23 protein-coding genes and 1 pseudogene are annotated in these 24148 nt (G+C 70.1%); 10 read left to right on the plus strand and 14 right to left on the minus strand.

Going from position 1 to position 24148, the window contains the following annotated elements; all coding sequences use genetic code 11:
• Positions 1-127: 127 nt before the first annotated feature.
• Genes Q0A34_RS07980 through Q0A34_RS07990 form a run of 3 tightly spaced genes read right to left on the minus strand, consistent with a single transcriptional unit; the run spans position 128 to position 3806 of the window.
• Positions 128-1228, minus strand: coding sequence for a decaprenyl-phosphate phosphoribosyltransferase (locus Q0A34_RS07980; RefSeq protein ID WP_291479469.1), 1101 nt, complete (start codon positions 1226-1228; stop codon positions 128-130).
• Positions 1225-1755 (minus strand): phosphatase PAP2 family protein, encoded by a 531-nt coding sequence (locus tag Q0A34_RS07985; protein WP_291479470.1) that lies wholly within the window; start codon positions 1753-1755, stop codon positions 1225-1227. Before Q0A34_RS07985 ends, Q0A34_RS07980 begins: the two co-directional genes overlap by 4 nt.
• Positions 1755-3806 (minus strand): glycosyltransferase, encoded by a 2052-nt coding sequence (locus Q0A34_RS07990; protein WP_291479471.1) that lies wholly within the window; start codon positions 3804-3806, stop codon positions 1755-1757. The genes Q0A34_RS07985 and Q0A34_RS07990 overlap by 1 nt, the downstream gene beginning before the upstream one ends.
• A 156-nt stretch (positions 3807-3962) precedes the next feature.
• On the opposite strand from Q0A34_RS07990, the gene Q0A34_RS07995 reads away from it, so the two are divergent.
• The gene (locus tag Q0A34_RS07995; protein ID WP_291479472.1) at positions 3963-5753 is read left to right on the plus strand and encodes an acyl-CoA dehydrogenase; all 1791 of its coding nucleotides are present in this window, start codon (positions 3963-3965) and stop codon (positions 5751-5753) included.
• A gap of 28 nt (positions 5754-5781) precedes the next feature.
• On the opposite strand, the gene Q0A34_RS08000 is transcribed toward Q0A34_RS07995, so the two are convergent.
• Entirely contained in the window at positions 5782-6714 is a 933-nt protein-coding gene (locus Q0A34_RS08000) for an NAD-dependent epimerase/dehydratase family protein (RefSeq protein WP_291479473.1), read from the minus strand.
• 107 nt (positions 6715-6821) lie between these two features.
• Positions 6822-8558 carry a long-chain-fatty-acid--CoA ligase gene (locus Q0A34_RS08005; RefSeq protein WP_291479474.1) on the minus strand — a complete coding sequence of 579 codons (1737 nt, stop codon included), beginning with the start codon at positions 8556-8558 and terminating at the stop codon, positions 6822-6824.
• A gap of 88 nt (positions 8559-8646) precedes the next feature.
• Between Q0A34_RS08005 and Q0A34_RS08010 the strand changes: the two genes are divergently transcribed.
• The 6 genes from Q0A34_RS08010 (at position 8647) to Q0A34_RS08035 (ending at position 13794) form a co-directional block, all read left to right on the plus strand.
• A complete protein-coding gene (locus Q0A34_RS08010) occupies positions 8647-9090 on the plus strand; it encodes a VOC family protein (RefSeq protein WP_291479475.1) in 444 nt (147 codons plus the stop codon).
• On the plus strand, positions 9087-9941 hold the full coding sequence (locus tag Q0A34_RS08015) for an SDR family oxidoreductase (RefSeq protein ID WP_291479476.1): 855 nt from the start codon (positions 9087-9089) through the stop codon (positions 9939-9941). The genes Q0A34_RS08010 and Q0A34_RS08015 overlap by 4 nt, the downstream gene beginning before the upstream one ends.
• Positions 9938-10930 carry an NADPH:quinone oxidoreductase family protein gene (locus Q0A34_RS08020; RefSeq protein ID WP_291479477.1) on the plus strand — a complete coding sequence of 331 codons (993 nt, stop codon included), beginning with the start codon at positions 9938-9940 and terminating at the stop codon, positions 10928-10930. Before Q0A34_RS08015 ends, Q0A34_RS08020 begins: the two co-directional genes overlap by 4 nt.
• A 159-nt stretch (positions 10931-11089) precedes the next feature.
• Complete coding sequence (locus Q0A34_RS08025; protein WP_291479478.1) at positions 11090-11767, plus strand: response regulator transcription factor; 678 nt, start codon at positions 11090-11092, stop codon at positions 11765-11767.
• 3 nt (positions 11768-11770) lie between these two features.
• The gene (locus tag Q0A34_RS08030) at positions 11771-13111 is read left to right on the plus strand and encodes a HAMP domain-containing sensor histidine kinase (RefSeq protein ID WP_291479479.1); all 1341 of its coding nucleotides are present in this window, start codon (positions 11771-11773) and stop codon (positions 13109-13111) included.
• Positions 13112-13167: 56 nt separating this feature from the next.
• Positions 13168-13794, plus strand: coding sequence for a hypothetical protein (locus Q0A34_RS08035; protein ID WP_291479480.1), 627 nt, complete (start codon positions 13168-13170; stop codon positions 13792-13794).
• Positions 13795-13920: 126 nt separating this feature from the next.
• Here Q0A34_RS08035 and glf read toward each other — a convergent pair whose 3' ends face one another.
• A complete protein-coding gene (gene glf / locus Q0A34_RS08040; RefSeq protein ID WP_291479481.1) occupies positions 13921-15096 on the minus strand; it encodes a UDP-galactopyranose mutase in 1176 nt (391 codons plus the stop codon).
• Between the two features lie 70 nt (positions 15097-15166).
• Between glf and Q0A34_RS08045 the strand changes: the two genes are divergently transcribed.
• Complete coding sequence (locus Q0A34_RS08045; RefSeq protein ID WP_291479482.1) at positions 15167-16204, plus strand: zinc-binding alcohol dehydrogenase family protein; 1038 nt, start codon at positions 15167-15169, stop codon at positions 16202-16204.
• 39 nt (positions 16205-16243) lie between these two features.
• Here Q0A34_RS08045 and Q0A34_RS08050 read toward each other — a convergent pair whose 3' ends face one another.
• The 5 genes from Q0A34_RS08050 to serS all read right to left on the minus strand — a co-directional run bounded on the left by Q0A34_RS08050 (position 16244) and on the right by serS (position 20705).
• A complete protein-coding gene (locus Q0A34_RS08050) occupies positions 16244-16696 on the minus strand; it encodes a MaoC family dehydratase (protein ID WP_291479483.1) in 453 nt (150 codons plus the stop codon).
• A gap of 3 nt (positions 16697-16699) precedes the next feature.
• Entirely contained in the window at positions 16700-17452 is a 753-nt protein-coding gene (gene fabG / locus Q0A34_RS08055; RefSeq protein WP_291479484.1) for a 3-oxoacyl-ACP reductase FabG, read from the minus strand.
• A 109-nt stretch (positions 17453-17561) separates the two neighbouring features.
• Complete coding sequence (locus Q0A34_RS08060; protein WP_291479485.1) at positions 17562-18458, minus strand: HAD family hydrolase; 897 nt, start codon at positions 18456-18458, stop codon at positions 17562-17564.
• Positions 18459-19370 (minus strand): lysophospholipid acyltransferase family protein, encoded by a 912-nt coding sequence (locus Q0A34_RS08065; protein WP_291479486.1) that lies wholly within the window; start codon positions 19368-19370, stop codon positions 18459-18461.
• A gap of 66 nt (positions 19371-19436) precedes the next feature.
• Positions 19437-20705 (minus strand): serine--tRNA ligase, encoded by a 1269-nt coding sequence (gene serS / locus Q0A34_RS08070; protein ID WP_291479487.1) that lies wholly within the window; start codon positions 20703-20705, stop codon positions 19437-19439.
• Positions 20706-20795: 90 nt separating this feature from the next.
• On the opposite strand from serS, the gene Q0A34_RS08075 reads away from it, so the two are divergent.
• Both Q0A34_RS08075 and Q0A34_RS08080 read left to right on the plus strand, forming a co-directional pair.
• Positions 20796-21893, plus strand: coding sequence for a septum formation family protein (locus tag Q0A34_RS08075; RefSeq protein WP_291479488.1), 1098 nt, complete (start codon positions 20796-20798; stop codon positions 21891-21893).
• Positions 21890-22237 (plus strand): metallopeptidase family protein, encoded by a 348-nt coding sequence (locus tag Q0A34_RS08080; protein WP_291479489.1) that lies wholly within the window; start codon positions 21890-21892, stop codon positions 22235-22237. The genes Q0A34_RS08075 and Q0A34_RS08080 overlap by 4 nt, the downstream gene beginning before the upstream one ends.
• Here Q0A34_RS08080 and Q0A34_RS08085 read toward each other — a convergent pair.
• From Q0A34_RS08085 to pheA, 3 genes and pseudogenes are all read right to left on the minus strand, one after another.
• Entirely contained in the window at positions 22234-22701 is a 468-nt protein-coding gene (locus Q0A34_RS08085) for a histidine phosphatase family protein (protein ID WP_291479497.1), read from the minus strand. The two genes, Q0A34_RS08080 and Q0A34_RS08085, sit on opposite strands and share 4 nt — an antisense overlap.
• Positions 22702-22950: 249 nt before the next feature.
• Positions 22951-23151, minus strand: a pseudogene (locus tag Q0A34_RS08090) (phosphoglycerate mutase family protein); the annotation flags it as partial.
• Positions 23148-24119 (minus strand): prephenate dehydratase, encoded by a 972-nt coding sequence (gene pheA, locus Q0A34_RS08095; protein ID WP_291479490.1) that lies wholly within the window; start codon positions 24117-24119, stop codon positions 23148-23150. The gene pheA and the pseudogene Q0A34_RS08090, both read right to left, overlap by 4 nt.
• Between the last annotated feature and the right edge of the window lie 29 nt (positions 24120-24148).

Genomic DNA, 24148 nt, shown 5'->3' on the forward strand with positions numbered 1-24148 from the left:
ACGTGCTTTTGTCGGACGGCGTCGACGCCCTCCGTGCCTACAGTGCTCGGAACGTTACCAAACAGTGATGTTTTCCGCCAAGAATATCGCCAAGCCGGCACCAAGCGTTACGGCAGCGTCCGGACAGCTACGTGACAGCGGGGATCACGTAGACCGCCACGGCGATCGTCGCTACCCAGATCAGCGCCAGTGCCTGCAGTGTGCGGTCGCTCAACGCGATCTCGTCCGGGGCACCGCCCTCACCGCGGTCCACGTCGGCGGCGTAGCGCAGGATCGCCACAGTGAACGGCACCATCGACACCTGGTACCAGACCGAGGCGTGCCCGGGGTGCTGCTGGCTCATGTCGAAGCCCCACAGGGCATAGGCCAGCACCACGGCCGTGGCCGCCAACGTCCACACGAAACGCAGGTAGGTCGGCGTGTAGCTCTCCAGGGACTTGCGGATCTTCGCCCCCGAGCGCAGGGACAGCTTCAGCTCCGCGTAGCGCTTACCCGCGGCCATGAACAGCGAACCGAAGGCCGCGACCAGCAGGAACCACTGCGACAGGTCGATACTCGCCGCCACACCACCGGCCATCGCCCGCAGCATGAACCCGGACGACACCAGCGCGATGTCGATCACCGGCTGGTGCTTCCAGCCGAAGCAGTAGCCCAGCTGCAGGGCGATGTACACCGCGATGACGATCGCCAACGACCCGCCGTTGGAGGCCAGGAAGCTCAGCCCCAGCGCCCCGACGATGAGCACCACCGCCATGGCGTAGGCCAGCCCCACCGGCAGGACACCCGCCGCGATCGGACGGAACCGCTTCGTGGGGTGCTGCCGGTCGGACTCCACGTCCTTGGCGTCGTTGACCAGGTAGATCGACGAGGCGCCGAGACAGAACACGACGAAGGCGATGACGATGTCGGTGATCACCCGCCCCTGGAAGAGCAGGTCGCCGCCGGCCGCGGCCGGCGCGGCCACGACGAGGACGTTCTTCACCCACTGCTTCGGGCGCAACGCCTTGACCATCGCCTCCGGGAGGTTGCGCGGCGCACGGTGCCCCGAACCCTCGCCGGAGTCACCGGACTCCTCACGCGCGTAGGTACGGTCCTCCCACGCCGCGGGCTCCTCGAGCCCCGAGGTGTGCGGCTCAGACCCGATGAACGCCTGACGTTCACCCGGGCGTTCATTGGTGTCGTGGGTTTCGCTGGGGTCGAATTCCGGATCCGTCCCGGGACGAGTCATCGCTTGATCTCCTTCGCAGTTCGGTGGACGGTCTTCTCCGTCGCCACTCCGAGGGCAACTCCGGCGAGGACGTCGGTGGGGTAGTGCACGCCGAGGACCAGCCGGGACGCCATCATCACCGGCACACCTGCCAGAGGCGCACGCGAACCGGTGATCCGGCTCAGCGAGCTCAGCGCGGCCGCGGTGGACGTGGCGTGGGACGAGGGGAAGCTCAGCCGCGAGGGGGTCCCGACCCCGACCCGGACACGCGGGTCCGACGGACGACGCCGCCGCACCACACGCTTCAGGACGACGGACGCGGCGTGCGCGGTGAACGCGGACACGCCGAGCTCCACCCACGGGGCCGCCGTCCTGCCGCGGACGGCGGACACCGCCGCACCGGCACCGGCCAGTGCGAACCAGCCGAGGGCATGCTCACCGAAGTGGCTGAGCCCGCGGGCCGCGCCCAGCACGGCGGAACCGTCACCGTCGCCGGCGAGGACGGCGTCCTGCACGGCGACGAGGACGTCCGCCTCCGACCGCCCCATCAGCCCTGCTCCGGTTCGAAGATCTGCGCCCAGGCGTCGATGCTGGTCAGCTCAGGGTGTGCGACACGGTAGCGCTGCCGCATCTCGTCGAAACGGGCCGCCACCTCCTTCTGCAGGCGGGCGGACTCCGTGGCCAGCTCCCGGGCCTTGTCGCGGTCACGCTTGCGGTAGACCACACCGGTGCCGTCGGCGGTCGTCACGGTGACACCGTCGAGACGTCCCAGGGAGAACCAGCGCGCCTCGATCGGAGGCAGGTTGACCTGCGGGACCTCATGGTGGTGCGGGTCGGCCGGACGCAGGTTGTTCGCCACCACCTTGGCCAGCCGGGTCACCTTCGACACCGTGGACAGCGGGATGTCGGTCAGCTTCGCCGGACCACCGTCCGCCGGCGGCAGCGTCGACGACGACGGGACGACGACGGCGTCCGGGTACTGCTTGCGCAGCGCGTTGATGCGCGGCAGTGCCGTCTCCAGGATCTCGAATAGCTGGTCGGGGCCGGCGAGGAAGTCCTTCATCGCCTCGTTCTGGATCGCCACCGTGGAGTACTCCAGGCACATCAGGTGCTTGGCCGTGGCCTTCGCCATCGAGGCGATGATGCCGGTCGGGCTGCCCTCGTGCTGGAGGGCGGCGACGATCAGCCGGTTACGCAGGTGGAAGTACGCCTGCCAGTCGATCGCGTCGTCCTTGTCGGACCAGGCCATGTGCCAGATGGCGATACCCGGCCACGACGCGGTGGGGAACCCGTGGTCCCGGGCACGCAGACCGAACTCGCCGTCGTCCCACTTGATGAACAGCGGCAGCGGCTGGCCGACCGTGTCCGCCACGACCCGCGGGATCATGCACATCCACCAGCCGTTGTAGTCGGCGTCGATGCGGCGGTGCAGGTCCTTGGAGTCGACCCGCTCCCCCGACGCGTTCCTGCCGTACTCCCCACGGTCGCGCAGCGGGTGGTTGTAGAAGTCGTGGTCGTAGTGGGTGTGCGGGGCCGCGGTCCACATGAAGCTGCCGCGGTCGATGATCTCACCCATGGTGTGCAGGTGGCTACGCTCCTGCAGGTTCAGCATCTGCCCGCCCACCAGCATCGGCGAGGACGCGTACCGCGACGCCGCCAGGGCACGCAGCACACTGTCCGGCTCGATGGCGATGTCGTCGTCCATGTAGAGGATGAACGGGCTGTCCGTGCCGCGCTCCGGGTGGCGTGCCTCGTACATGATGCGCGAGTAGCCGCCGGAACCGCCGAGATTGCCCTGCACCGGCATGCGCAGACGGTCACCGTAGTGCTGCTCGACCGCCGGGAATCCCGGCTCGTCCTTCGGGTGCTTCGTTCCCTGGTCCGGCATGATCAGCGCGTCCACCACGGAGTCGACCACCGGGTCGGAGGACAGCGCCTCCAGGGCGGCGACGGCGTCGGCCGGACGGTTGAACGTGGGGATGCCGATCGTCACGCGCGGCTCCGGCGCCGGCAGGAGGTCACCCTCCCTGAGCGTCGTCTTCTCGCCGGTGGCGGGGTCGGTGACGACCGTGTCGGACACCACGCGCTGGTCGGCGGCGTCCCGGGTGGCGAACCAGCCGGCACTGTGGATCGTCGTCTCTGACTCACAGGTGATGTCGAACCAGATCCAGCCGCCGTCCTCGAACGGTGCCAGGGACACGGTGAACTCCGCGACACCGTGGCCGTGCTCGTCGACGTCGACGATCCCTCCGGTCACCGCGATACGCGAGCCGTCGATCTTGGAACGGTAGATGTCGATGCGGGCGTCGCCGGTGAGGTCGACGCGCAGCTGCACCTCGTCGAGCTGGCTCCAACGGCGCCAGTAGGACGCCGGGAAACCGTTGAAGTAGCTCTCGAAGCTGACCTCCTCGCCCGCGGGAATCCGTGCGGACGTGCGGGACAGTGCGGTGACACGCCCCGGGGTCTGCTCGTTCTCCACGATGTAGAGGGAGCGGACGTCCCGGGGTTCTCCCCTCTTCGGCAGAATGACCCGGGCGAGTCGCCGCGGGTCGTAGCGATCGTCACGGCGATCGTCGCTCATCTCAGTGGTTGCGCTCATCAAGTTCTACGCCGGCCTCCGTTAGACAGTTGTACGCCGACGATTATTCCCCATCACGGCGACGCGGGCGTAGTCGGGCACGCTGAATCCACCTGTGAATCGCCTGCCAGACGCTGAGGACCTCGCGGGCCGCGCAGTGGTTTAGCATGGGAAAGCATGACAGCCGACATCCTCTCCCGTGACGACCTCGCCTTCCTCCTCTACGACTGGCTGCACGTCGAGTCGTTGACCCGGCACGACAGGTTCGCCGACCACTCCCGGGACACCTTCGACGCCATGCTGGACGCCTCCCGCGACCTGGCGGAGACCTGGTTCCGCCCCCACATGCGCGCCTCCGACCAGGATGAACCCACCTTCGACGCCGACGGCGTCCACACCCACGAGGCGATCGCACCGGCGCTGCGGGCCTTCGCGGAGTCCGGACTGGCCGCCGCGTCCTTCGGCGAGGAGCACGGGGGCGTGGACCTGCCGCTCACCGTCTCCCGCGCCTGTTTCGCCTGGGTCCAGGCGGCCAACATCGCCACCGCCGCCTACCCGATGCTGACCATGGCGAACGCCGCCCTCATCCTCGCCCACGGGACGCCCCGGCAGATCGCCGACTACGCCGAGCCACAGCTCGCCGGGCGGTACAGCGGGACGATGTGCCTGTCCGAACCCCACGCGGGCTCCTCCCTGGCGGACGTGAAGACCCGGGCCCGGCGCGACGGGACAGACGGGGCAGACGGGTCAGACGGAGCCTGGCGGATCACCGGGACGAAGATGTGGATCTCCGGCGGCGACCACGCGATGACGGAGAACATCATCCACCTCGTCCTCGCCCGCACCGGCCCGGCGGAGGCGGGGGTGAAGGGGCTCAGCCTGTTCATCGTCCCGAAGGTGCTGGACTCGGGCGAGCGCAACGACGTCGTCCTGGCCGGCCTGAACCACAAGATGGGCTACCGCGGCACCACGAACACGCTGCTGAACTTCGGCGAGGGCGCCCACACCCCCGGCGGCTCGGCAGGGGCGGTGGGGTACCTCGTGGGCGAGGAGAACCGGGGCCTGCAGTACATGTTCCACATGATGAACGAGGCCCGGATCGGCGTGGGCACCGGTGCCGCCGCCCTGGCGATGACCGGCTACCTGGAGTCGCTGGACTACGCCCGCAACCGTCCGCAGGGCCGTCCCGTCGGGGCGAAGGACCCCGCCGAACCGCAGGTGCCGATCATCCGGCACGCCGATGTCCGGCGCATGCTGATGGCGCAGAAGACCTACGCGGAAGGGTCGATGGCGCTGTGCCTGTACGCCGCGCACCTGGTGGACCTGGCCGCGACCTCCACCGGCGAGGAATGGCGGCGCCATGAGCTGCTGCTGGACGTCCTGACCCCGGTGGTGAAGAGTTTCCCGTCCCAGTACGGCCCCGCGGCCAATGACCTGGCGATCCAGGTCCTCGGCGGGGCGGGGTACACGCGCGACTACAACGTGGAGCAGTTCTACCGGGACAACCGGCTGAACCCGATCCACGAGGGGACGCACGGCATCCAGGGCCAGGACCTGCTGGGGCGCAAGGTCCTGATGCAGGACGGGGCGGGGCTGCAGCTGCTCGCCGACACGGTCTCGGAGACGGTGACGTCCACGGCGGTCCTGTTCCCGGAGTTCTCCACGGCCCTCGCCGACCGCCTGCGGCGGCTTCTCGAGGTGACCGGGGACCTGTGGCGGGACGGGGACGCCACCGCCGCGCTGGCCCACGCCACGGACTACCTGGAGGTCACCGGGCACGTCGTCGTCGCCTGGCTCTGGCTGGACATGGCGTTCGCGGCGGAGGCGGCGGGATCACCGCTGGCGGAGGGGAAACGCGCCGCGGCCCGGTACTTCTTCACCCGTGAGCTGCCGAAGGTCGACCCCGTCCTCGAGCGGCTCAGCGCCCGCGACTCCCTGCTGAACGACCTGGACGAGTCGGTGTTCTGACCCCCGCACCGGGGACGGGGTGGCGCACTCAGGCGCCGGTGCGCTCCCGGTGGATCGCCGCCACGCCCTCGGCGTAGGTGGTGACGCGGAAGTCCGGGAAGGCCTCGGTGAACTTGTCGGTGACGAAGATGTTGTCCACCCCGTAGCGCGGGAGGAGCTCCCAGAGCTCGCGGACGTTGCTGCTGAACAGGCGTCCGACGGCGAAGGCCGCCTTGGGCAGCACGGTGACACCGACCTGGCGTCCCCACTCCCGGGACGCCAGGTCGACGAGCTCGCGGTAGGTGATGCGCGAGGTGTCGACGGGGAGGTGCCAGGTCTGGCCGTAGGCGGAGTCGGTGTTGCCGATCAGGGCCATGGCCCGGCTGGCGTCCGGGGTCCAGATGAGGCTGCGACGGGTGTCGGCGCTCAACGGCACCTTGGCCTTCTTTCCCTCGGCGACGGCGTCGAACACCAGGGTGTTGGTGAAGCTCTGCGTCTTGCCGGGGCCGTAGAACTCCGGGGCGCGGCAGATGACGGCCTCGACGCGGCCCTGCTCCATGGCCTCCAGGAGCATGGTGGTCATCGTCGCGCGCGTCCGGGCCTTGCTGCCCTTCGGGGTGAAGGGGGTGTCCTCGGTCTGCGGCTCGCTGGTCATCGGGTACATGTAGGTGTTGTCGAAGAAGACGAGCCGGGTGCCGTGCCTCTCGCAGGCGTCGATGGTGTTCTTCATCATCGTGGGGAGCTGCTCGGCCCAGAGTGCGCTGTCCGGCGGCAGGCCGACGGTGAGGTAGGCGATGTCGCTGCCGGCGACGGCGGCGTCCGTCTCGTCGGCGTTCATGAGGTCGGCGGAGACCAGCTCGTCGGTGTCGTGCAGCTTCCGCGGGTTGCGGCTGACGAGCCTGATGTCGGTGGTGTGGTTGGCGTGGAGCTCGCGGGCGAGTTCTGTTCCGATCTGCCCGTTGGCTCCGAGGATGGTCTGCATGGGTGGCGCCTTTCGTTGACTGGGTGTGCCGCTATGGTGACACTGTAAACATCAATGTGATCGTTGTCAACACCGCGTCCCGCCTGCAGTTCCCCGGACGCCGGGAGCTACCCCAGCATCTGCTCACGCACCTCCACCCGGCGCACCTTCCCCAGCTGGTCGGCGGGCAGCTCGTCGAACAGGTGGAAGACCCGCGGCACCTTGTACCGCGCCAGCCCCTCACGGCAGTGGTCCTTGAGGACCTCCTCGTCCAACCTCGCACCCTCGGCCAGGACGACGCCCGCGGCGACCGTCTCCGAACCGTCCTCCCGCGGCAGACCCACCACACTGGCCTGCGCCACGGAGGGGTGCTCGGTGAGCACCTCCTCCACCTCCGCCGGATACACGTTGAAACCGCCCGTGACGATCATCTCCTTGATGCGCGAGACGATCCGGACGAAACCGTCGGACTCCTTCACCGCCATGTCCCCGGTGCGGAACCAGCCGTCGACGAAGGCCTTCTCGTTGGCGTCCGGACGGTTGAGGTAGCCACCGAAGACCTGCGGCCCCTTCACCACCAGCTCCCCGGCCTCACCGTCGGGCAGCTCACGGGTGGGGTCGTCCTGGTCGACGACCCGCACGTCCGTGTCCGGGAAGGGGACGCCCACATACCCCGGACGACGGTCCGTGCTCATCGGGTTGCCGACGACGATCGGCGAGGTCTCGGTGAGCCCGTACCCCTCGACGAGCAGCCCGCCGGTCATGTTCTCCCACCGCCTGACCAGCTCCACCGGCAGCCCGGAGGCGCCGGAGAAGCTGGCCTTCACCCCGGAGATGTCGATCCCCTGCTTCTCCGCGATGTCCATGATCGTCTGGTACAGGGCAGGGACGCCGGGCACCCAGGTGGGCTTCTGCTTCTTCATCGCCGAGGCCAGCAGCGGCTTCTCCGGCGCCGGGAGCAGAAGCACCGTCCCGCCGATCAACGGCCCGAGGGTGATGTTCATCGTCAGGCCGTAGGCGTGGAAGATCGGCAGGGCGGCGAGCATCCGCTCCGGCTCCTCCCCCGTCCCCCGCCCCGGCACCCAGGCGAGCCCCTGGATGATGTTCGCGCAGAGATTGGCGTGGGACAGCGCCGCACCCTTCGGCGTCCCGGTGGTCCCCGAGGTGTACAGCACGATCGCCGGATCCGACGGCGCCACCTCCGCCGTCTCGATCAACGCCCGCCCCTCGGACTCGGAGGCGTCCCTGACCAGGTCCGCCCACTCGGTGAGCCCCTCAGTGCTCCCCTGCAGCTTGTCGCGCATCGCACGGACAGGCTTCACAGGAAGCTTCAGGGCCGCGCGCAGGTAGACCGGCATCGCCCGGGTCACCGTGACAGGGATGATCTGCTCGAGCGGGGCGACGGTCCGCAACTCCCGGGCGACGTCCACCGCCTTGTCCCAGAAGATGCCGACCTTGGCGCCGTGGTCCTTGAAGGCCACGGCGAGCTCGCGGGCGGTGTAGAGCGGGTTGTGCAGCGTGGCCGTCGCCCCCAGCGACAACACCGCGTAGAAGCTGACCAACGCCTGCGGACAGTTCGGCAACGCGATCGCCACCCGGTCACCCTTGCGGACACCCCGGTTGTGCAGCATCGAGGCGGCCTTGCGGACCTGGCGCCCGTACTCCGCGTAGGTCACGGTGGCGCCGAAGAACGTCATCGCCGGACGGTCCGGCCACGTCCTCACCGCATGGTCGAAGATGGCCGCGAGGGTGCGCTCGTCCGCCCCGTCGTACTCCAGCTCGGGACTGGTCCACTCCGGGTAGAACTGCAACCAGGTCCTGTCGCTTCTCCCGGTACCTGCGCCGTCGCTCATGCTTGTGCTCATGGTGGTTCACGTTACTCCTGTAACGTAGGTCACTACCCTGTGCTCACGGCTCCCGAGGCACAGACACCACCACCGAAAGGCCACCACCATGTCCACCTGGCTGAACCCCTACCTGAAGTTCCGTGACACCGCCGCCGACGCACTCTCCTTCTACGCCGACGTCTTCGGCGGGAAACCCGACATCCTCACCTTCGGGCAGGCCGGAGCGGCCGACACCCCGGAACGCGAGCCCCTCGTGATGCACGGCCACCTGGAGACCCCCGACGGGTGGACCTTCATGGCCTGCGACACCGCCGACACCGACCCCCGCGAGTTCGACGCACCACCGGTCGACCTCTGCATCGGCGGCGACACCGACGAGTACGACAAGATGGCCGGCTGGTTCGCCGGCCTCTCCGAGGGCGGGACGGTGTTCCTCCCCCTGGAGAAGCAGATGTGGGGCGACTGGTTCGGCCAGGTACGTGACAGGTTCGGGGTGTCCTGGATGGTCAACGTCTCGGCCGGCGGGCAGCAGGGGCAGCAGCCGGAGTGACGGCGACAGGAACCACGGGACAACCCGCACAGTTCACGCCCGGGGGCTCGACCGTCGTCGTCACCGGGGCCGGCAACGGCATCGGTGCCGCCCTCGCCCGACGGCTCGCCGCCGAAGGTGCCCGCGTGGTCGTCTCCGACCTGGACGGTCCAGGTGCGGAGCGCACCGCCGCCGCCGTGACCGACGCCGGCGGCGAGGCGCTCGTCGTCACCGGTGACGCCGCCTCCGAGGACGGCGTGACCGCCCTGGTGGAGCGCACCCGCGAGGTCTACGGCGCCATCGACGCCTGGTTCGCCAACGCCGGGGTCGACCGGGGCCGGGGGCTCGGGGCCACCGACGACGACTGGGAGGCGTCCTTCCGGGTCAACACCATGGCCCACGTGCGCGCGGCGCGGCTCCTGGTCCCGGAGTGGGTGGGACGCGGCCGGGGCCGCTTCGTGGTGACCGCCTCCGCCGCCGGTCTGCTGACGATGCTCGGGGCACCGGCCTACTCGGCGACCAAACACAGTGCCGTGGCGTTCGCCGAGTGGCTCTCGGCGACCTACCGGCACCGGGGTGTCGTGGTCCAGGCCGTGTGCCCGCAGGGCGTGCAGACGAGGATGCTCGCCGGGGCCGGCCCGTACCAGGAACTTCTCGGCCGGGATTCAGCGCTCACCCCGGAGCAGGTCGCCGAAGACGTGGTCCGGGCGCTCCGTGGCGACGACTTCCTCATCCTCCCCCACCCGGAGGTCGCCGACTACTACGCGCTGCGCGCCACCGAGCCCGACCGCTGGCTCAGAGGCATGAACAGGATCGCACGGTCGGTCGACGCAGGGGGCACAGAAGACCCGCACAAGGAGGAGAACACATGAAGGCATGGCAGGTGTCCGAGCTCGGGGAACCCTCACAGGTCCTCACCGCCGTCGAGAAGGAGGTCCCGGAACCGGGCCCCGGTCAGGTGGTGGTCAGGACCCGGGCGACGGCGTCGAACTTCCCCGACGTCCTGATGTGCCGGGGCAGGTACCAGGTGCGCCCCGACCTGCCGTTCACGCCGGGGGTGGAGCTCTGCGGGGACGTCACCGCCGTCGGCGAGGGCGTCGGAGGCCCCGACGGTGTCGCCGTGGGCGACCGGGTCTACGGCACCTCCGACCTGCCCCACGGCGGGTTCGCCGACTACGCCGTGCTCAGTGCGGCGACCTGCTTCCCTGCCCCGGCGTCGCTGGACGACGGCCAGGCCGCCTCCCTGTTCATCGGCTACCAGACGGCCTGGTTCGCACTGCACCGCCGCGCTGCCCTCCAGCCCGGTGAGACGCTGCTGGTCCACGCCGCGGCCGGCGGAGTGGGCAGCGCCGCGATCCAGGTCGGCAAGGCCGCGGGCGCACGCGTCATCGGCGTGGTCGGAGGTCCCGCCAAGGCGGAGATCGCCCGCCAGCTGGGTGCGGACGTGGTGGTCGACCGGCACGCGGAGGACTTCGTGGCCGTGGTGAAGGAGGAGACCGGCGGGCGTGGCGCCGACGTCGTCTTCGACCCTGTGGGAGGCGACACCTACCGCCGGTCCACCAAGTGCATCGCCTTCGAGGGCAGGATCGTGCTGATCGGCTTCGCCGGCGGGGAGATCCAGGAGGTGGCGCTGAACCACGCCCTGATCAAGAACTACTCGGTCCTGGGCCTGCACTGGGGCCTGTACAACAGGTTCGACCCTGACGCGGTCCGTCGCTGCCATGAGGAGCTGACCGCCCTGGCGGACGAGGGCAGGGTCGCTCCGCTGGTCAGTGAACGGCTCGGCTTCGACGAGGTCCCGGACGGCCTGCAGCGCCTGGCGGACGGGTCGACCGTGGGCAGGGTGGTCTTCCAGGCGTGACCGTGCTCCCCGTCGGGGAAATAAGCACCGTCCCGGGTACGCGAATCAGCCTTACCGCGTTCCCTGGACGGTGCCTATTTCCGGGGGCTGTACCGTCCGGGCCGTCCGGGCCCTCCGCCTTCAGCAACGGTTCAGCCCGCACGTGCAAGACTGGAGTCCATGCGGATCCTGCTGGTGGACGACGAGAAACGACTCGCCGACGGTGTACGCCGCGGCCTGGAGGCCGAGGGCATGGTCGTCGACGTCGCCCACGACGGCGGGACCGGGCTGTCCATGGCCGCCGACAGCGACTACGACGTCATCGTCCTCGACGTGATGATGCCCGGCATGAACGGCTACCGGGTGTGCCACGCACTGCGTGCCGGCGGCGACCACACCCCCGTCCTGTTCCTCACCGCGAAGGACGGGGAATGGGACGAGGTCGAGGGCCTCGACACCGGCGGAGACGACTGGCTGACGAAACCCTTCTCCTTCCCCGTCCTCGTCGCCCGCGTCCGGGCACTCGCCCGACGCGGCGCGCGGGAGCGTCCCGCCGTCCTGGAGGCGGGTGACCTCACCCTCGACCCTGCCGCCCGGCGTGCCTTCCGCGGCGGTGAGGAGATCGCGCTCACGGCACGGGAGATGGCGGTGCTGGACTTCCTGCTGCGGCGCCGCGGGGAGGTGGTGACCCGCCGGGAGATCCTCGCCAACGTGTGGGGCGACTCCTTCACCGGGGACGCCAACATCGTCGAGGTCTACGTGGGGCACCTGCGTGCCAAGGTCGACCGGCCCTTCGGACGTCAGGCCATCGAGACGGTGCGCGGTGTGGGCTACCGGCTGTCCGGGACGGGCGGGTAGGCGGTGCGCCCCGCACGCCGTTCCATCCGCACCCGCGTCACGGCGGGGGCGACCGCCTTCGTCACGCTGATCCTCGTGGTCAGTGCGGTGGTGGCCGTCCTCGTCCTCGGACGCGTGCTCACCGCCTCCGTCGGCGAGTCGGCGGAGCAGGACCTCGAGTCACTGACGTCGCAGATCGGGGACGACCCTGCACGGGCCGCGGACGTCATCGCCGGCATCGACGACGACCAGCTGGTGCGCTGGCAACCCGCAACCAGCGCACCCAGCGACTCCGGCACGGTGGTCAACGACGACGACGCACACCTGCTCCCCACGCCCGGCGACTCCGCCCGGAGCGTCACCGTCGACGACGACCCCTACCTGGTGGTCTCAGGGGACACCGACGGCGGGACACTCACCGTCGCCCGCACGACAGAGCACGTCGAGGAGACCGTCGGGGCGGCCACCGTCCTGCTGGGAGTCGCGGTTCCGCTGGTGGTCGCCCTGGTGGGGTCTGTGGTGTGGATCGTCACCGGACGGGCGTTGCGCCCGGTGGAGCGGCTCCGCCGGCAGGTCGACAACATCACCGCCGACGACCTGTCCCGACGGGTGGACGCCGGCGACGACGAACTCGGCGCGCTGGCCGCGACGATGAACCGCATGCTCGGACGCCTCGAACACTCCCAGACTGTGCAGCGCCGTTTCGTCAGCGACGCCTCCCATGAACTCCGCTCGCCGCTGGCGACCATGCGCCAGCACGCGGAACTGGGGGCGTCCTACCCGGACGCCACCTCCCTGGGGGAACTCAGCGACGTGGTCCTCGACGAAGGGGAACGCATGCAGAACCTGGTCGACGGCCTGCTGCTGCTCGCCCGGCTCGACGAGAACCAGCGTCCCCCCTCCGAACCGGTGGACCTCGACGACCTGCTGCTCGCGGAGGCGGACCGGGTACGACGGGTCAGCGGGCTGTCCGTGGACGTCACCGGTGTCGAGGCCGCGCAGGTGACCGGCAGCGCCCGGCTGCTCGCCCGGGCCGTCCGCAACCTCGTCGACAACGCCGCACGCCACGCCGAATCGCGCATCGTGCTGGCCGTCGAGCACGACCACGGTGGCCAGTCCGTCATACTGATCGTCGCCGACGACGGTGCCGGCGTCCCGGCCGTGGACCGGGAACGGATCTTCGACCGTTTCACCCGGCTGGACGAGGGGCGCGCCCGCGACGCCGGCGGGAGCGGACTCGGACTCGCCATCGTCCGGGAGATCGTCGAGGCGCACCACGGGCAGGTCAGGGTCGACGCCTGCACGGCGTCACCGACACGTGGCGGCGCGGTGTTCACCGTCACCCTCCCCGCCGGCGGATCCTGAAGAAGCGTTCAGCGCACTTCAGAAAGGGTTCAGCGCCCGTCGGACATAGTGAGGGCATGACTGAACACAGCACACCCCAGAAAAAGCGTAGGCCCCTCGTCCTCGGCGCCGGCGCGGTCGCCGCACTCCTCCTCGCCGGTGGCGTCGCCTACGGCATCTCGGAGGCCACCGACGACGACAACGACGAGGTCCGGACCGTCACCGCGTCCGAGACCGGGGACGGCAACGACCGGGACGACCGGGCAGCCGGCGACACCGCAGGCTCGGACCCTGCCTCCTTCCGGGACGCCGCCGAGCAGGCCGTCGCCGAGGCCGGAGGACGCGGCGCCAGCTCGATCGACCTCCAGGGCCGCGGCCACGAGGTCGACGTCGAACTCGACGACGGCGGCTCCACCGAGGTCCACGTCTCCTCCGACGGCGCCATGCGTCTCGAGACCGAGGGCCCCGACAGGTTCGACCGGGAGGACCCGGTCCTCGACCTGGCCGACCTGGACAGCATCTTCGACGCCGCCCTGGCCGCGTCCGGTGACGCCGGTGTCCGCGACGGTGCCGTGGACTCCGTGTCCGCCTCCGACGACCGGGGCGTGGCCTACGAGGTCAGCGTCCGGGGGGCTGACGGACGCGAGGTCGACGTGGACCTCGCGGACGACCTCTCCGTCGTCGCCACGGAGGTCGACGACTGACCGGCGGCCGTCCCCACAGCACAAGAAGGCACCGTCCCGGGTACGCGGATCACCCTGACCGCGTTCCCGGGACGGTGCCTATTTCCCCCAGGGGAGGCCGGGGGCAGGCGAGGCGGAGACGGGCCCCTACCCCTGCAGCAGCGGCGCGACCTTGTTGTCGAAGGTGCTCAGTGCCGCACCGATGGCCATGTGCATGTCCAGGTACTGGTAGGTCCCCAGGCGCCCACCGAAGAACACCTTGTTCTCCGCGGTCTCCGCCTCGGCGAGCTCGCGGTAGCGCAGCAGCTTCTCGCGGTCCTCGGGGGTGTTGATCGGGTAGTACGGCTCGTCCTCGCCCTCGGCGAAACGGCTGAACTCCTTCATGATCACGGTCTTGTCGTCCGGGTAGTTCCTGCGCTCCGGGTGGAAGTGACGGAACTCGTGGATGCGGGTGTAGGGGACGTCCGCGTCGTTGTAGTTCATCACCGGGGTGCCCTGGAAGTCGCCGGTGTCGAGCACCTCGGTCTCGAAGTCGAGGGTGCGCCAGCCCAGCCGCCCCTCGGAGTAGTCGAAGTACAGGTCCAGCGGGCCGGTGTAGACCACGGGGGCGTCCGGGTTCGCGGCGCGCAGCTCGTCGCGGACGTCGAACCAGTCGGTGTCGAGACGCACCTCGATGTTGGCGTTCGCCGCCATGTTCTCCAGCCACGCGGTGTAGCCGTCCACCGGCAGGCCCTCGTAGGTGTCGTTGAAGTACCGGTTGTTGAAGGTGTAGCGCACCGGCAGTCGCGAGATGTTCGCCGCCGGCAGCTCCTTGGGGTCGGTCTGCCACTGCTTGGCCGTGTAGTCACGGACGAAGGCCTCGTAGAGCGGCCGGCCGATCAGCGAGATGCCCTTCTCCTCGAGGTTGGTGGCGTCCTCCGGGTTGAGCCCGTCGGTCTGCTCCTTGATCAGTTCACGGGCCTCGTCCGGGCTGTAGTACCGGCCGAAGAACTGGTTGATCAGGCCCAGGCCCATGGGGAACTGGTAGGCGGTGCCGTCGTGCATGGCGAACACGCGGTGCTGGTAGTCGGTGAAGTCGGTGAACTGGTTGACGTAGTCCCAGACCTTCTTGTTGGAGGTGTGGAACAGGTGCGCCCCGTACTTGTGGATCTCGATGCCCGTCTCCGGTTCCGCCTCGGAGTAGGCGTTGCCGCCGATGTGGCTGCGGCGCTCCACCACGAGCACCCTCTTGTCCAGCTGGCTGGCGGCGCGCTCGGCGACCGTCAGCCCGAAGAACCCGCTGCCGACGACGATCAGATCATATTCACTGTTCCGGTCACTCATGAACAGTAACGATACAGCCCGTGGCCTGGCGGGGTGCGGCGCCATGCCGGTGGCCCTACTATGGAGCGCCATGAGTTCCCGTGCAGTCGAGCTGCCCACCACCATGCCGGCCGTCGCAGTCACCGGTGAGTTTCCCGTGGACGACCCCCGGTGCCTGACCGACGTGACCGTCCCCCTGCCCGAGTTCGGGCCGAGGGACCTCCTGGTCGAGATCCAGGCGGTGTCGGTGAACCCGATCGACACGAAGATGCGCCGTCGGGCGGGCGAGGCTCTCGCGCGGGGCGAGCAGCCGATCCTCGGCTACGACGCTGCCGGCGTCGTCCGCAAGGTCGGTGAGGACGTCGAACGGTTCGAGGTCGGTGACCGGGTGTTCTACGCGGGCAGCCAGCTGCGCGACGGGACCAACGCCCGTTTCCACGCCGTGGACGAGCGCATCGTCGGCCACCGTCCCACCACCTGTTCGGCGACGGAGGCTGCCTCCCTCCCGCTGACGGCGCTGACCGCCTGGGAGGCCCTGTTCGACCGGCTCGGGGCGTCGATCGACTCGAACGGGTCGCTGCTGGTCCTCGGCGGTGCGGGCGGGGTGCCCAGCGTGATGGTCCAGCTGGCACGGGCCCTCACCGGGCTCACCGTGATCGCCACCGCCTCGCGGGAGGAGTCGCGTGACTGGGTCGTGGAGATGGGTGCGCACGAGGTCGTCGACCACCGCCGTAACCTGGCTCCGCAGGTGCTGGACCTGGAGCCGGACGGGATCGACCTGGTCTTCACCTCGAACTCCTCGGGTCACGCCGAGGAGCTGGCCGAGATCATGACCCCGCAGTCCCGCCTGTGCCTGATTGACGACCCGGAGGACTTCCAGATCGCGCCGTTCAAGCGCAAGTCGATCTCGATCCACTGGGAGTCGATGTTCACCCGCACGGTCTTCGAGACCGAGGACATGGACGAGCAGGGGGTGATCCTCGACCGGATCTCCGGGATGGTCGACGACGGCCGCCTGATCCCCACCGTCGGCGAGACGATGATCGGGATGAACGCCGCCACCCTGGCCGAGGCCCACAGCGAGATCCAGCGCGGCCATGTGACCGGCAAGATCGTGGTGCGGATCTAGGCTCCGCCGGCGGTGGTCCCTCCCGGCGGGGCCGGCGTGTCAGAACCGCAGGACGGAGACGACGTCGGCGACGCAGACCGGCCGGTCGCCGCCCTCGCGTTCGACGGTCACCCGGGTCACGACCCGTTCACCGCCGCCGCCGGGTTCGACGGAGAGGACCTCCACCCCTGCCCGGACCCGCGACCCCACCGGCACCGGCGCGGGGAAGCGCACCTTCTCGGCACCGTAGTTGACGCCCATCGTCGTGCCTTCGACGGTGTAGATCTGCCACACCAGCATGGGGATCAGCGAGAGTGTGAGGTACCCGTGTGCGATGGTCGAGCCGAACGGGCCGTTTTTCGCTCGCTCCGGGTCCACGTGGATCCACTGGTGGTCGCCGGTGGCCTCTGCGAACTTGTCGATTCGCCCCTGGTCGACCTCGACCCAGTCGCTGTGGCCGAGATGCTCCCCGACGGCGGCGCGCAGTTCCTCGATTCCGTTGAGTACCCTCATCGTCTAGTCCTTCGGCCCGCCGGCGACGTACAGGACCTGGCCGGACACGTACCCGGCACCCTCACTGACGAAGAAGCTGACGGCGTGGGCGATGTCCGCCGGGACGCCGGCCCGCTGGACGGGGACCTCCTTGGCCACGGCAGCCTTGAAGTCCTCGAAGCTCACGCCCACCCGCTCGGCGGTGGCCGCGGTCATCTCGGTGGCGATGAAGCCGGGGGCGACGGCGTTCACCGTGACGCCGAACCTCCCGAGCTCGATGGCCAGGGTCTTGGTGAAGCCCTGCATGCCGGCCTTCGCCGCGGAGTAGTTGGCCTGGCCGCGGTTGCCCAGCGCCGAGGTCGACGACAGGTTGACGATGCGGCCCCAGCCCTCCTTCGTCTGGTGGGCCTGCACCGCGCGCGACATGAGGAAGGCGCCCCGCAGGTGCACCGACAGGACCTGGTCCCAGTCGTCCGTGGTCATCTTGAACAGCAGGTTGTCGCGGATGATGCCGGCGTTGTTGACCAGGACGGTCGGCGCGCCGAGCTCCTCGGCCACACGGTCGACGGCGGCCTGGACCGCCGCTTCGTCGGAGACGTCGGCACCGACGGCGACGGCCTTCCCGCCGGCGGCGGTGATGCGGTCGACGACGGGGCGGCAGGCGTTCTCGTCGAGGTCGAGTACGGCGACGGCCAGGCCGTCCTCCGCCAGGCGTGCGGCGACGTCGGCGCCGATACCGCGGGCGGCTCCGGTGACGATGGCTGTGCGCTGGGTCATGGTGGCTCCTCAGTGGTTGTGGTGACGGGGTGAAGACACGATTACCCGGCCATACTACCAAGAATGTTGGGCCGGGGAACGAATATTCCGCACACCCGCGTCCGACCGGTCAGAACCAGCGTTCCAGCACCTCGGCGACCCCGTCGTCGTCGTTGGAGGACGTCCGGTGGTCGGCCACGGCGGTCACCTCGTCCACCGCGTTCCCCATCGCCACCCCCAGCCCGGCCCAGCGCAGCATCGCCACGTCATTGGGCATGTCGCCGAAGGCCACGACGCGGGACGGGTCGAGATCGGGGACGGCCCGGGCGCCCGTGCCGGACACTCCCCCGCCACCCAGCGCGTGCGCCACCCCGGACAGTTTCGAGACCCCGGGCACGTTGATCTCCAGCAGGCCCCCGCCGAAGGACCACGTCACGTGCGCCACCGCCGGGTCGACGACCGGGTTGACCAGGTCGAACAGCTCCGCACTGCCCATGGCCTCGTTGCGCACCAGCAGCTTCACCGCCGGCACGGAACACAACTCCGCCAGGGGCTGCACCGAATGCTCCTCGGTGTCCCAGGCGTGCGGGTACTCCGGCTGCACCGCGAACAACTCGTCGGCACGGTCGAAGGCGCTGCGCCCGGCGCGCTCCACGGCGAAGGTCACCTGAGGCAGCCCGCGGGCGGCCAGCCGGGGCCCCGTCGCCGCAGAGATGGTGGCCGTGACCCTGGACAGCACCTCCGCAGGGAGTTCCGCGGCGTAGGTGATCCGGTCGGTGGCCGAGTCGTAGACCACCGCGCCGTTGGCGCACACGCACACCGGACGCAGGCCCAGCTGCTCGATCACCGGCAGCATCCAGCGCGCGGGGCGTCCTGACGCGGGAATGAACGTGACCCCCGCCGCCACCAGCCGGTTGATGACCGCACAGGCGCGCGGCGAGACCCGCTCCGCGGAGGTGACGAGGGTGCCGTCGAGGTCGCTGACGACCACCGTCGGGGCGTCCGGCGCCACCGGCGAGGCGGTCACCTACCGTCCCAGCTTCCCACGCAGACGCCCCACCAGGGACTTCTTCTTCTCAGGTGTCACACCCGCCGCCTTCTCCGCCTCCCGGCGGATGCGCTCCTCCTTGCGCTTCGCGGCGTCCGCCCGGTCCTGGGCGGTCGCCTCGTCCAGCGTCGGCGCGGAGCCGCCGAGCGAGGCGGGCATCCAGTACTCGCCGTCGTCGAAGGGGCCGAACGCCTCGGCGTAGCGGGCGCGGGCTGTGTCGAGGATCCCGACCATCGACGCGTGCAGGCGGTCGGTGACCTCCTTCGGCGTGCCGTCGAGATCCACCGGCTCCCCGACGCAGATGATCAACGAGGCGTTCTTCGGCCGCCAGATCGGCTTGCGGCCCTTGGTCCAGATGCGCTGCGACCCCCACAGCACCACCGGCACCAGCGGCACACCGGCGTCCTGCGCGATGCGCGCCGCCCCGTCCTTGAACTCCTTGATCTCGAACGACCGGGAGATCGTGGCCTCCGGGAAGATGCCGATCAGCTCCCCTCCGGCGGCCCGGCGCGTGGCCTCACGCACGGACCCGGCGCCGTCCGCCCGGTCGACCGGGATGTGGTGGCAACCTGTCATGGCGGGGCCGGCGACCGGATTGTCCCAGATCTCCTTCTTCGCCATGAAGCGCACCAGGCGCCCCCCGTTCACGGCGGAGGGGATCCCGCCGAACACGAAGTCCCAGTAGCCGGTGTGGTTCACCGCCAGCACGGCCCCGCCCTCGGTGGGCACGCGCTCCGGGTGGTGGATCTCCACCTTCAGCCGCTGGACGTAACGCATCCAGAACTTCGCGAAGGGGATGATCATCCGCCCGTAGAACAGCTCCTTCGACTCCGGGTGCGCCGGTACGTCCGGCACACCGGTGGGAATCTCGAAGCCTTTGGGAATCCACATGCCGTGTCACTTCTCCTAGTTGTGTTGCGGGGTCGCTGCGGGGCTCGTACCAGAGCCCCGGGGGGCTCACTTCGGGGTCAGGACGTCCTTCCCCACGAAGGGGCGCAGCGCCTCGGGCACGACGACGGAACCGTCCGCCTGCTGGTTGTTCTCCAGGATCGCGACGAGCCAGCGGGTGGTGGCCAGGGTCCCGTTGAGGGTGGCGGCCGTCTGGGCCCTGCCGTCCTCATCACGGTAGCGGGTCTTGAGACGGCGCGCCTGGAAAGTGGTGCAGTTCGAGGTGGAGGTCAGCTCGCGGTAGGTCTCCTGGGTGGGGACCCAGGCCTCCGTGTCGAACTTGCGGGCGGCGGAGGACCCGAGGTCGCCGCCGGCCACGTCGATGACCCGGTACGGGACCTGGACCGCGGCGAGCATGTCCTTCTCCATCGCCAGGAGTTCCCGGTGCTGCTGCTCGGCGTCCTCCGGGCGGCAGTAGACGAACATCTCGACCTTGTCGAACTGGTGCACGCGCAGGATTCCGCGGGTGTCCTTGCCGTACGACCCCGCCTCACGACGGAAGCAGGACGACCAGCCGGCGTATCGCACCGGGCCGTCCGACAGGTCGATGATCTCGTCCTTGTGGTAGCCGGCGAGCGCCACCTCACTGGTGCCGACGAGGAACATGTCGTCGGCCTCCAGACGGTAGATCTCGTCGGCGTGGGCCCCCAGGAACCCCGTGCCGGCCATGATCTCGGGACGCACCAGCACCGGCGGGATCATCAGCTGGAATCCGTGGTCACGCGCCTTCTGCGCCGCCAGCTGCAGCATGCCGAGCTGGAGCAGCGCACCGTCGCCGGTGAGGAAGTAGAACCGGGCCCCGGAGACCTTGGCGCCGCGCTCCATGTCGATCAGGCCGAGGGACTCACCCAACTCCAGGTGGTCCTTGGGGGTGAAGTCGAACTCGCGGGGTTCACCGACGTGCTCCAGCACGACGAAGTCGTCCTCCCCGCCCGCCGGCGCGCCGCTGACGACGTTCGACAGGGCCATCTGCAGCTCCTGCACGTCGGATTCCGCGGCCGACTGCGCGTCCTCGAGCTCCTTCACCGCCGCGGAGCGCTTCTTGCCTTCGGCACGCAGGGTCTCACGCTCCTCGTCGGAGGCGTCCTTCATGGCCTTGCCCATGGTCTTCGAGAACGCCTTCTGCTCGGCGCGGGCCGCATCGGCGGCGGCGATGGCCTCACGCCGACGCCGGTCGGCCTCCAGGAGCCGGTCGACGAGCGCCGGGTCCTCGCCACGGGTGCGCTGGGATTCACGGACGACGTCGGGGTTCTCCCGCAGGAACTTGAGATCAATCATGTCCAGTAGTTTAGCTACAGTGGTTCCCACCGTGTGCAGCGCTGTCCGGCACTGCCCGAGTTTTCCGGCCCCCGTGAGAGAATACGTGTTATGGCGTCCAGCACCCCGACCTCCGCAACCGACCGTCCCACCGACGTGCACCCCCGCAGGGGACGTCGCAGGACGGTCACCGTGCTGCTCACGGCGGCCCTCGCCGGGGCCGTGGGCGCCGGGGCCTACGAGTACTTCGCCCCGCAGGGCGCGTCCGTCGTCGCCCAGCGGGGGTCGGAGCGCACCGAGGAGGCACCGGAGCTCGTCGCCTTCACCGACGCGGACACCGCCGACTGTGTGAACTGGTCGCAGAACGGCGACATCGCCACCGACTTCGAGGTGGTGGACTGCGCCTCACCGCACCGCTTCGAGGTCGCCACCCGCGAGGACCTGTCGCAGTACCCGACCAGCGAGTTCGGGCCGGACGCCCCGCAGCCCGACCTGGAACGTCAGGCGCAGCTGACCTCCGAGCTGTGCGAGGGGCCGACCCGGACCTACCTTGACGGGCGTCTCGACCCGCAGGGCCGGTACTCCATCGTGCCCATCCTGCCGCCGGAGGCCGCGTGGGACGGCGGCGACCGCACGATGCTGTGCGGTGTCGCGGTGCCCGACGCGGACGGGGTCTACGCCGAGGCCACCGGACGGGCGGCCGAGACCGACCAGTCCCCCGCCGAACCCCCGGAAACGTGCATGCGCGCCCGCGGCGACGAGGTGGACGTCACCGACTGCGACGAGCCCTACTCCTGGCAGGTGACCTCCGTGGAGAACCTCGGGGACACCTTCGACGGCGCCTGGCCCACCATCGAGCAGCAGAACGACCACCTGGACGCGGTGTGCACCGCGGCGGCCATCGAGTTCCTCGGCGGAGGGGACGACGAGAACCTCTACCAGTCCACCCTCACCCCGTTCTGGACGACGCTGCCGCAGGAGTCCTGGAACGCCGGGTCGCGCACGGTCAACTGTGCGCTGACCAAGGCCCGGGAGGGCGGCGGCTTCGCCGACCTGCAGGGTGACGTGCGCGGCGAGTTCACCATCGACGGCAACCCGCCGGCGAAGCAGCCGGAACGCAACCCGCGCCGCGACCAGGGGAACAACGGCGGCAACAGCGGGGCCAACAGCGGGAACAACGGCGGCAACTCCGCCGGTGAGGCCCCGTGATCGAGGTCAGCGACGACGAGTTCGAGGACCTCGTCGACCGGGGGCTGCGCCTGATCCCGCGCCAGTTGCTCGACGCCCTCGACAACGTCGCCGTCGTCGTGGAGGACCGCAACGAGGAGGACCCGACGATCCTCGGGCTCTACCACGGTGTGGCCCTCACGGAACGCTCCGTGGAGTGGCCCACGTTCCTCCCGGACAAGATCAGCATCTACAAGGACGCCCTGTGCGACTACTGCTCGAGCCACGGGCAGCTGGTCGAGGAGGTGGCGGTCACCGTGGTCCACGAGATCGGCCACCACTTCGGCATCGACGACGACCGGCTGCACGAGCTCGGCTGGGGCTAGCGGCTCCCCGCCCTCGGAGGTTCGCCGGCACCGGCCCAGTCGGTGACCTTCCATCCCTCGGCGAGGGCGCCCTCGAGGGTGTCGTCGAGGTCCCGCGGGGACACCGGTCCGCCCAGGTCCGGGACCTCGAGATCCACCCGCCTGGTGTTCGGCAGCAGGGTCCGTACCGCGAACTCGGGGTCGACCCGGCCCAGGTACGCGGCGATCAGACGGATCACCGCACCGTGGCTGACCACCGCCAGGTCCGCCCCGGCGCCCTGCGCGGTGGACAGCACCGGCAGCAGGGTGCCCAGGAACCGTGCGACGACGTCATGCCCGGTCGCCGCCCCCGGCACGGGCACGTCCATGGAGCCGCCCAGCCACTCGGCGAAGGTGCGGTGGTAGTTGTAGTGCGCCTCCGGGTCCATGCGCATCTCGTACCGGCCGGCGGGGATCTCGGAGATCCCGGGGACCGCGCCCGGCATGACCAGCGGAAGGAACGACCCGGACGCGCCGGTGTGCGTGGGGGCCGCAGCACCCCCGGCCTCACCGCCGCCCAGGGCCACCGGCGCCCCCGCCGAGGGGTCCGGCTCCGGGCCGGCCGGGGCGTGGTCCACCCCGTCGGTGACCTCCAGCTGCGCCAGGTCCGCCAGGGCGTCGGCGAAGGTGCTGCCCGGCCCGGTCTCCTCGAGGCGGAGGCCGCGGTCGGCCCCGCCCACGACGATGCCGGCGGCGGTCTGGCGGGCGCGCAACGCCTGCGAGGACACCATCGCCAGCGGGGCACCGTCGCGCCGTTCGTCGGCGAGCTGTTCACCGGCGGCGCGTGCCTGTGACCAGCCGAGGTCGGTCAGGGCCGCGCCCGGCAGGCTGGTGTCCAGCGCACGGCGGACGTTCGACGTGGTTTGCCCGTGTCGGATCAGCAGCAGCCTGGTCACGGGCGGTCCCCGTCTCCCCGCCCTGCCGGCCGGGTCGGCTCTTTCAGCCCCCGGACCCACTCCCAGGACGCGGTGTAGTCCGGCGGCACGGACCCGTCCGGCCCGTCGACACCGCCGACCCAGCCCTCCTGCGGCCAGGAGCCGAGGAAGCGGATGCGGTCACAGAACCGGTGAAGTCCGGCCAGCGCCTCGGCCACGGCGTTGTCCTCGAGATGCCCCACGAGTTCCACGTGGAAGTTGTAGGTGCCGGCCTTCTCACGGGTCGGCCGGGACTCTATCCGTGACATGTCGACCCGGCGCGTGGCCAGTTCCATCAACGCCATCACCAGCGACGCCGGGACGTTGGGCACCTGCAGCACGATGGCGGTGCGGTCGTGACCGGTGCGCGGGGTCGGCTCCTGCGGCAGCCCCACCAGGACGAACCGGGTGTGCGCTCCGGCGACGTCGGCGATGCCCTCCGCCACGGGCTCCAGTCCGTGGAGTTCGCCGGCGCGTGCCGGTGCCGCGGCGGCGTCCGCCTCCCCGGCGGCGACGGCTGCGGCGGCCGCCCCGTTCGAGCTGGCCGGGATGAACTCCGCGTGGGGCAGGTGCTCTGCGGCCCACCGGCGCACCTGGGCCTGCGCGACCGGGTGTGTGGTGAACGTCCGGACGTCCTCGGGCCGCGTCCCGGGACGCACCAGGACGGAGAAGACGACGGGGACGTCGTGCTCCCTCAGGATCTGCACCGGCGCACCGTCTGCCAGGGAGTCGAACGTCTGCGTGACCGGTCCGTCCACGCTGCTCTCCAGGGCGACGACGGCCCGGTCGACCGTCCCCGCCCGGACGAGGTCCAGGGCCTCGGCCGGGGAGCTCACCGGACGGTGGGCGACATCCTCCGGCAGGTGGCCGGCGGCCGTCATGTCCAGGACGGCCTGTTCGGTGAAGGTTCCGCGCGGGCCGAGGTAGGCCACCGACTCAATGTCACTCATGACACCAACCTACCGGGCGCCGGTAGTGT

Origin of the sequence: Corynebacterium sp., from assembly GCF_022712195.1 — a bacterium.
Classification (GTDB): domain Bacteria; phylum Actinomycetota; class Actinomycetes; order Mycobacteriales; family Mycobacteriaceae; genus Corynebacterium.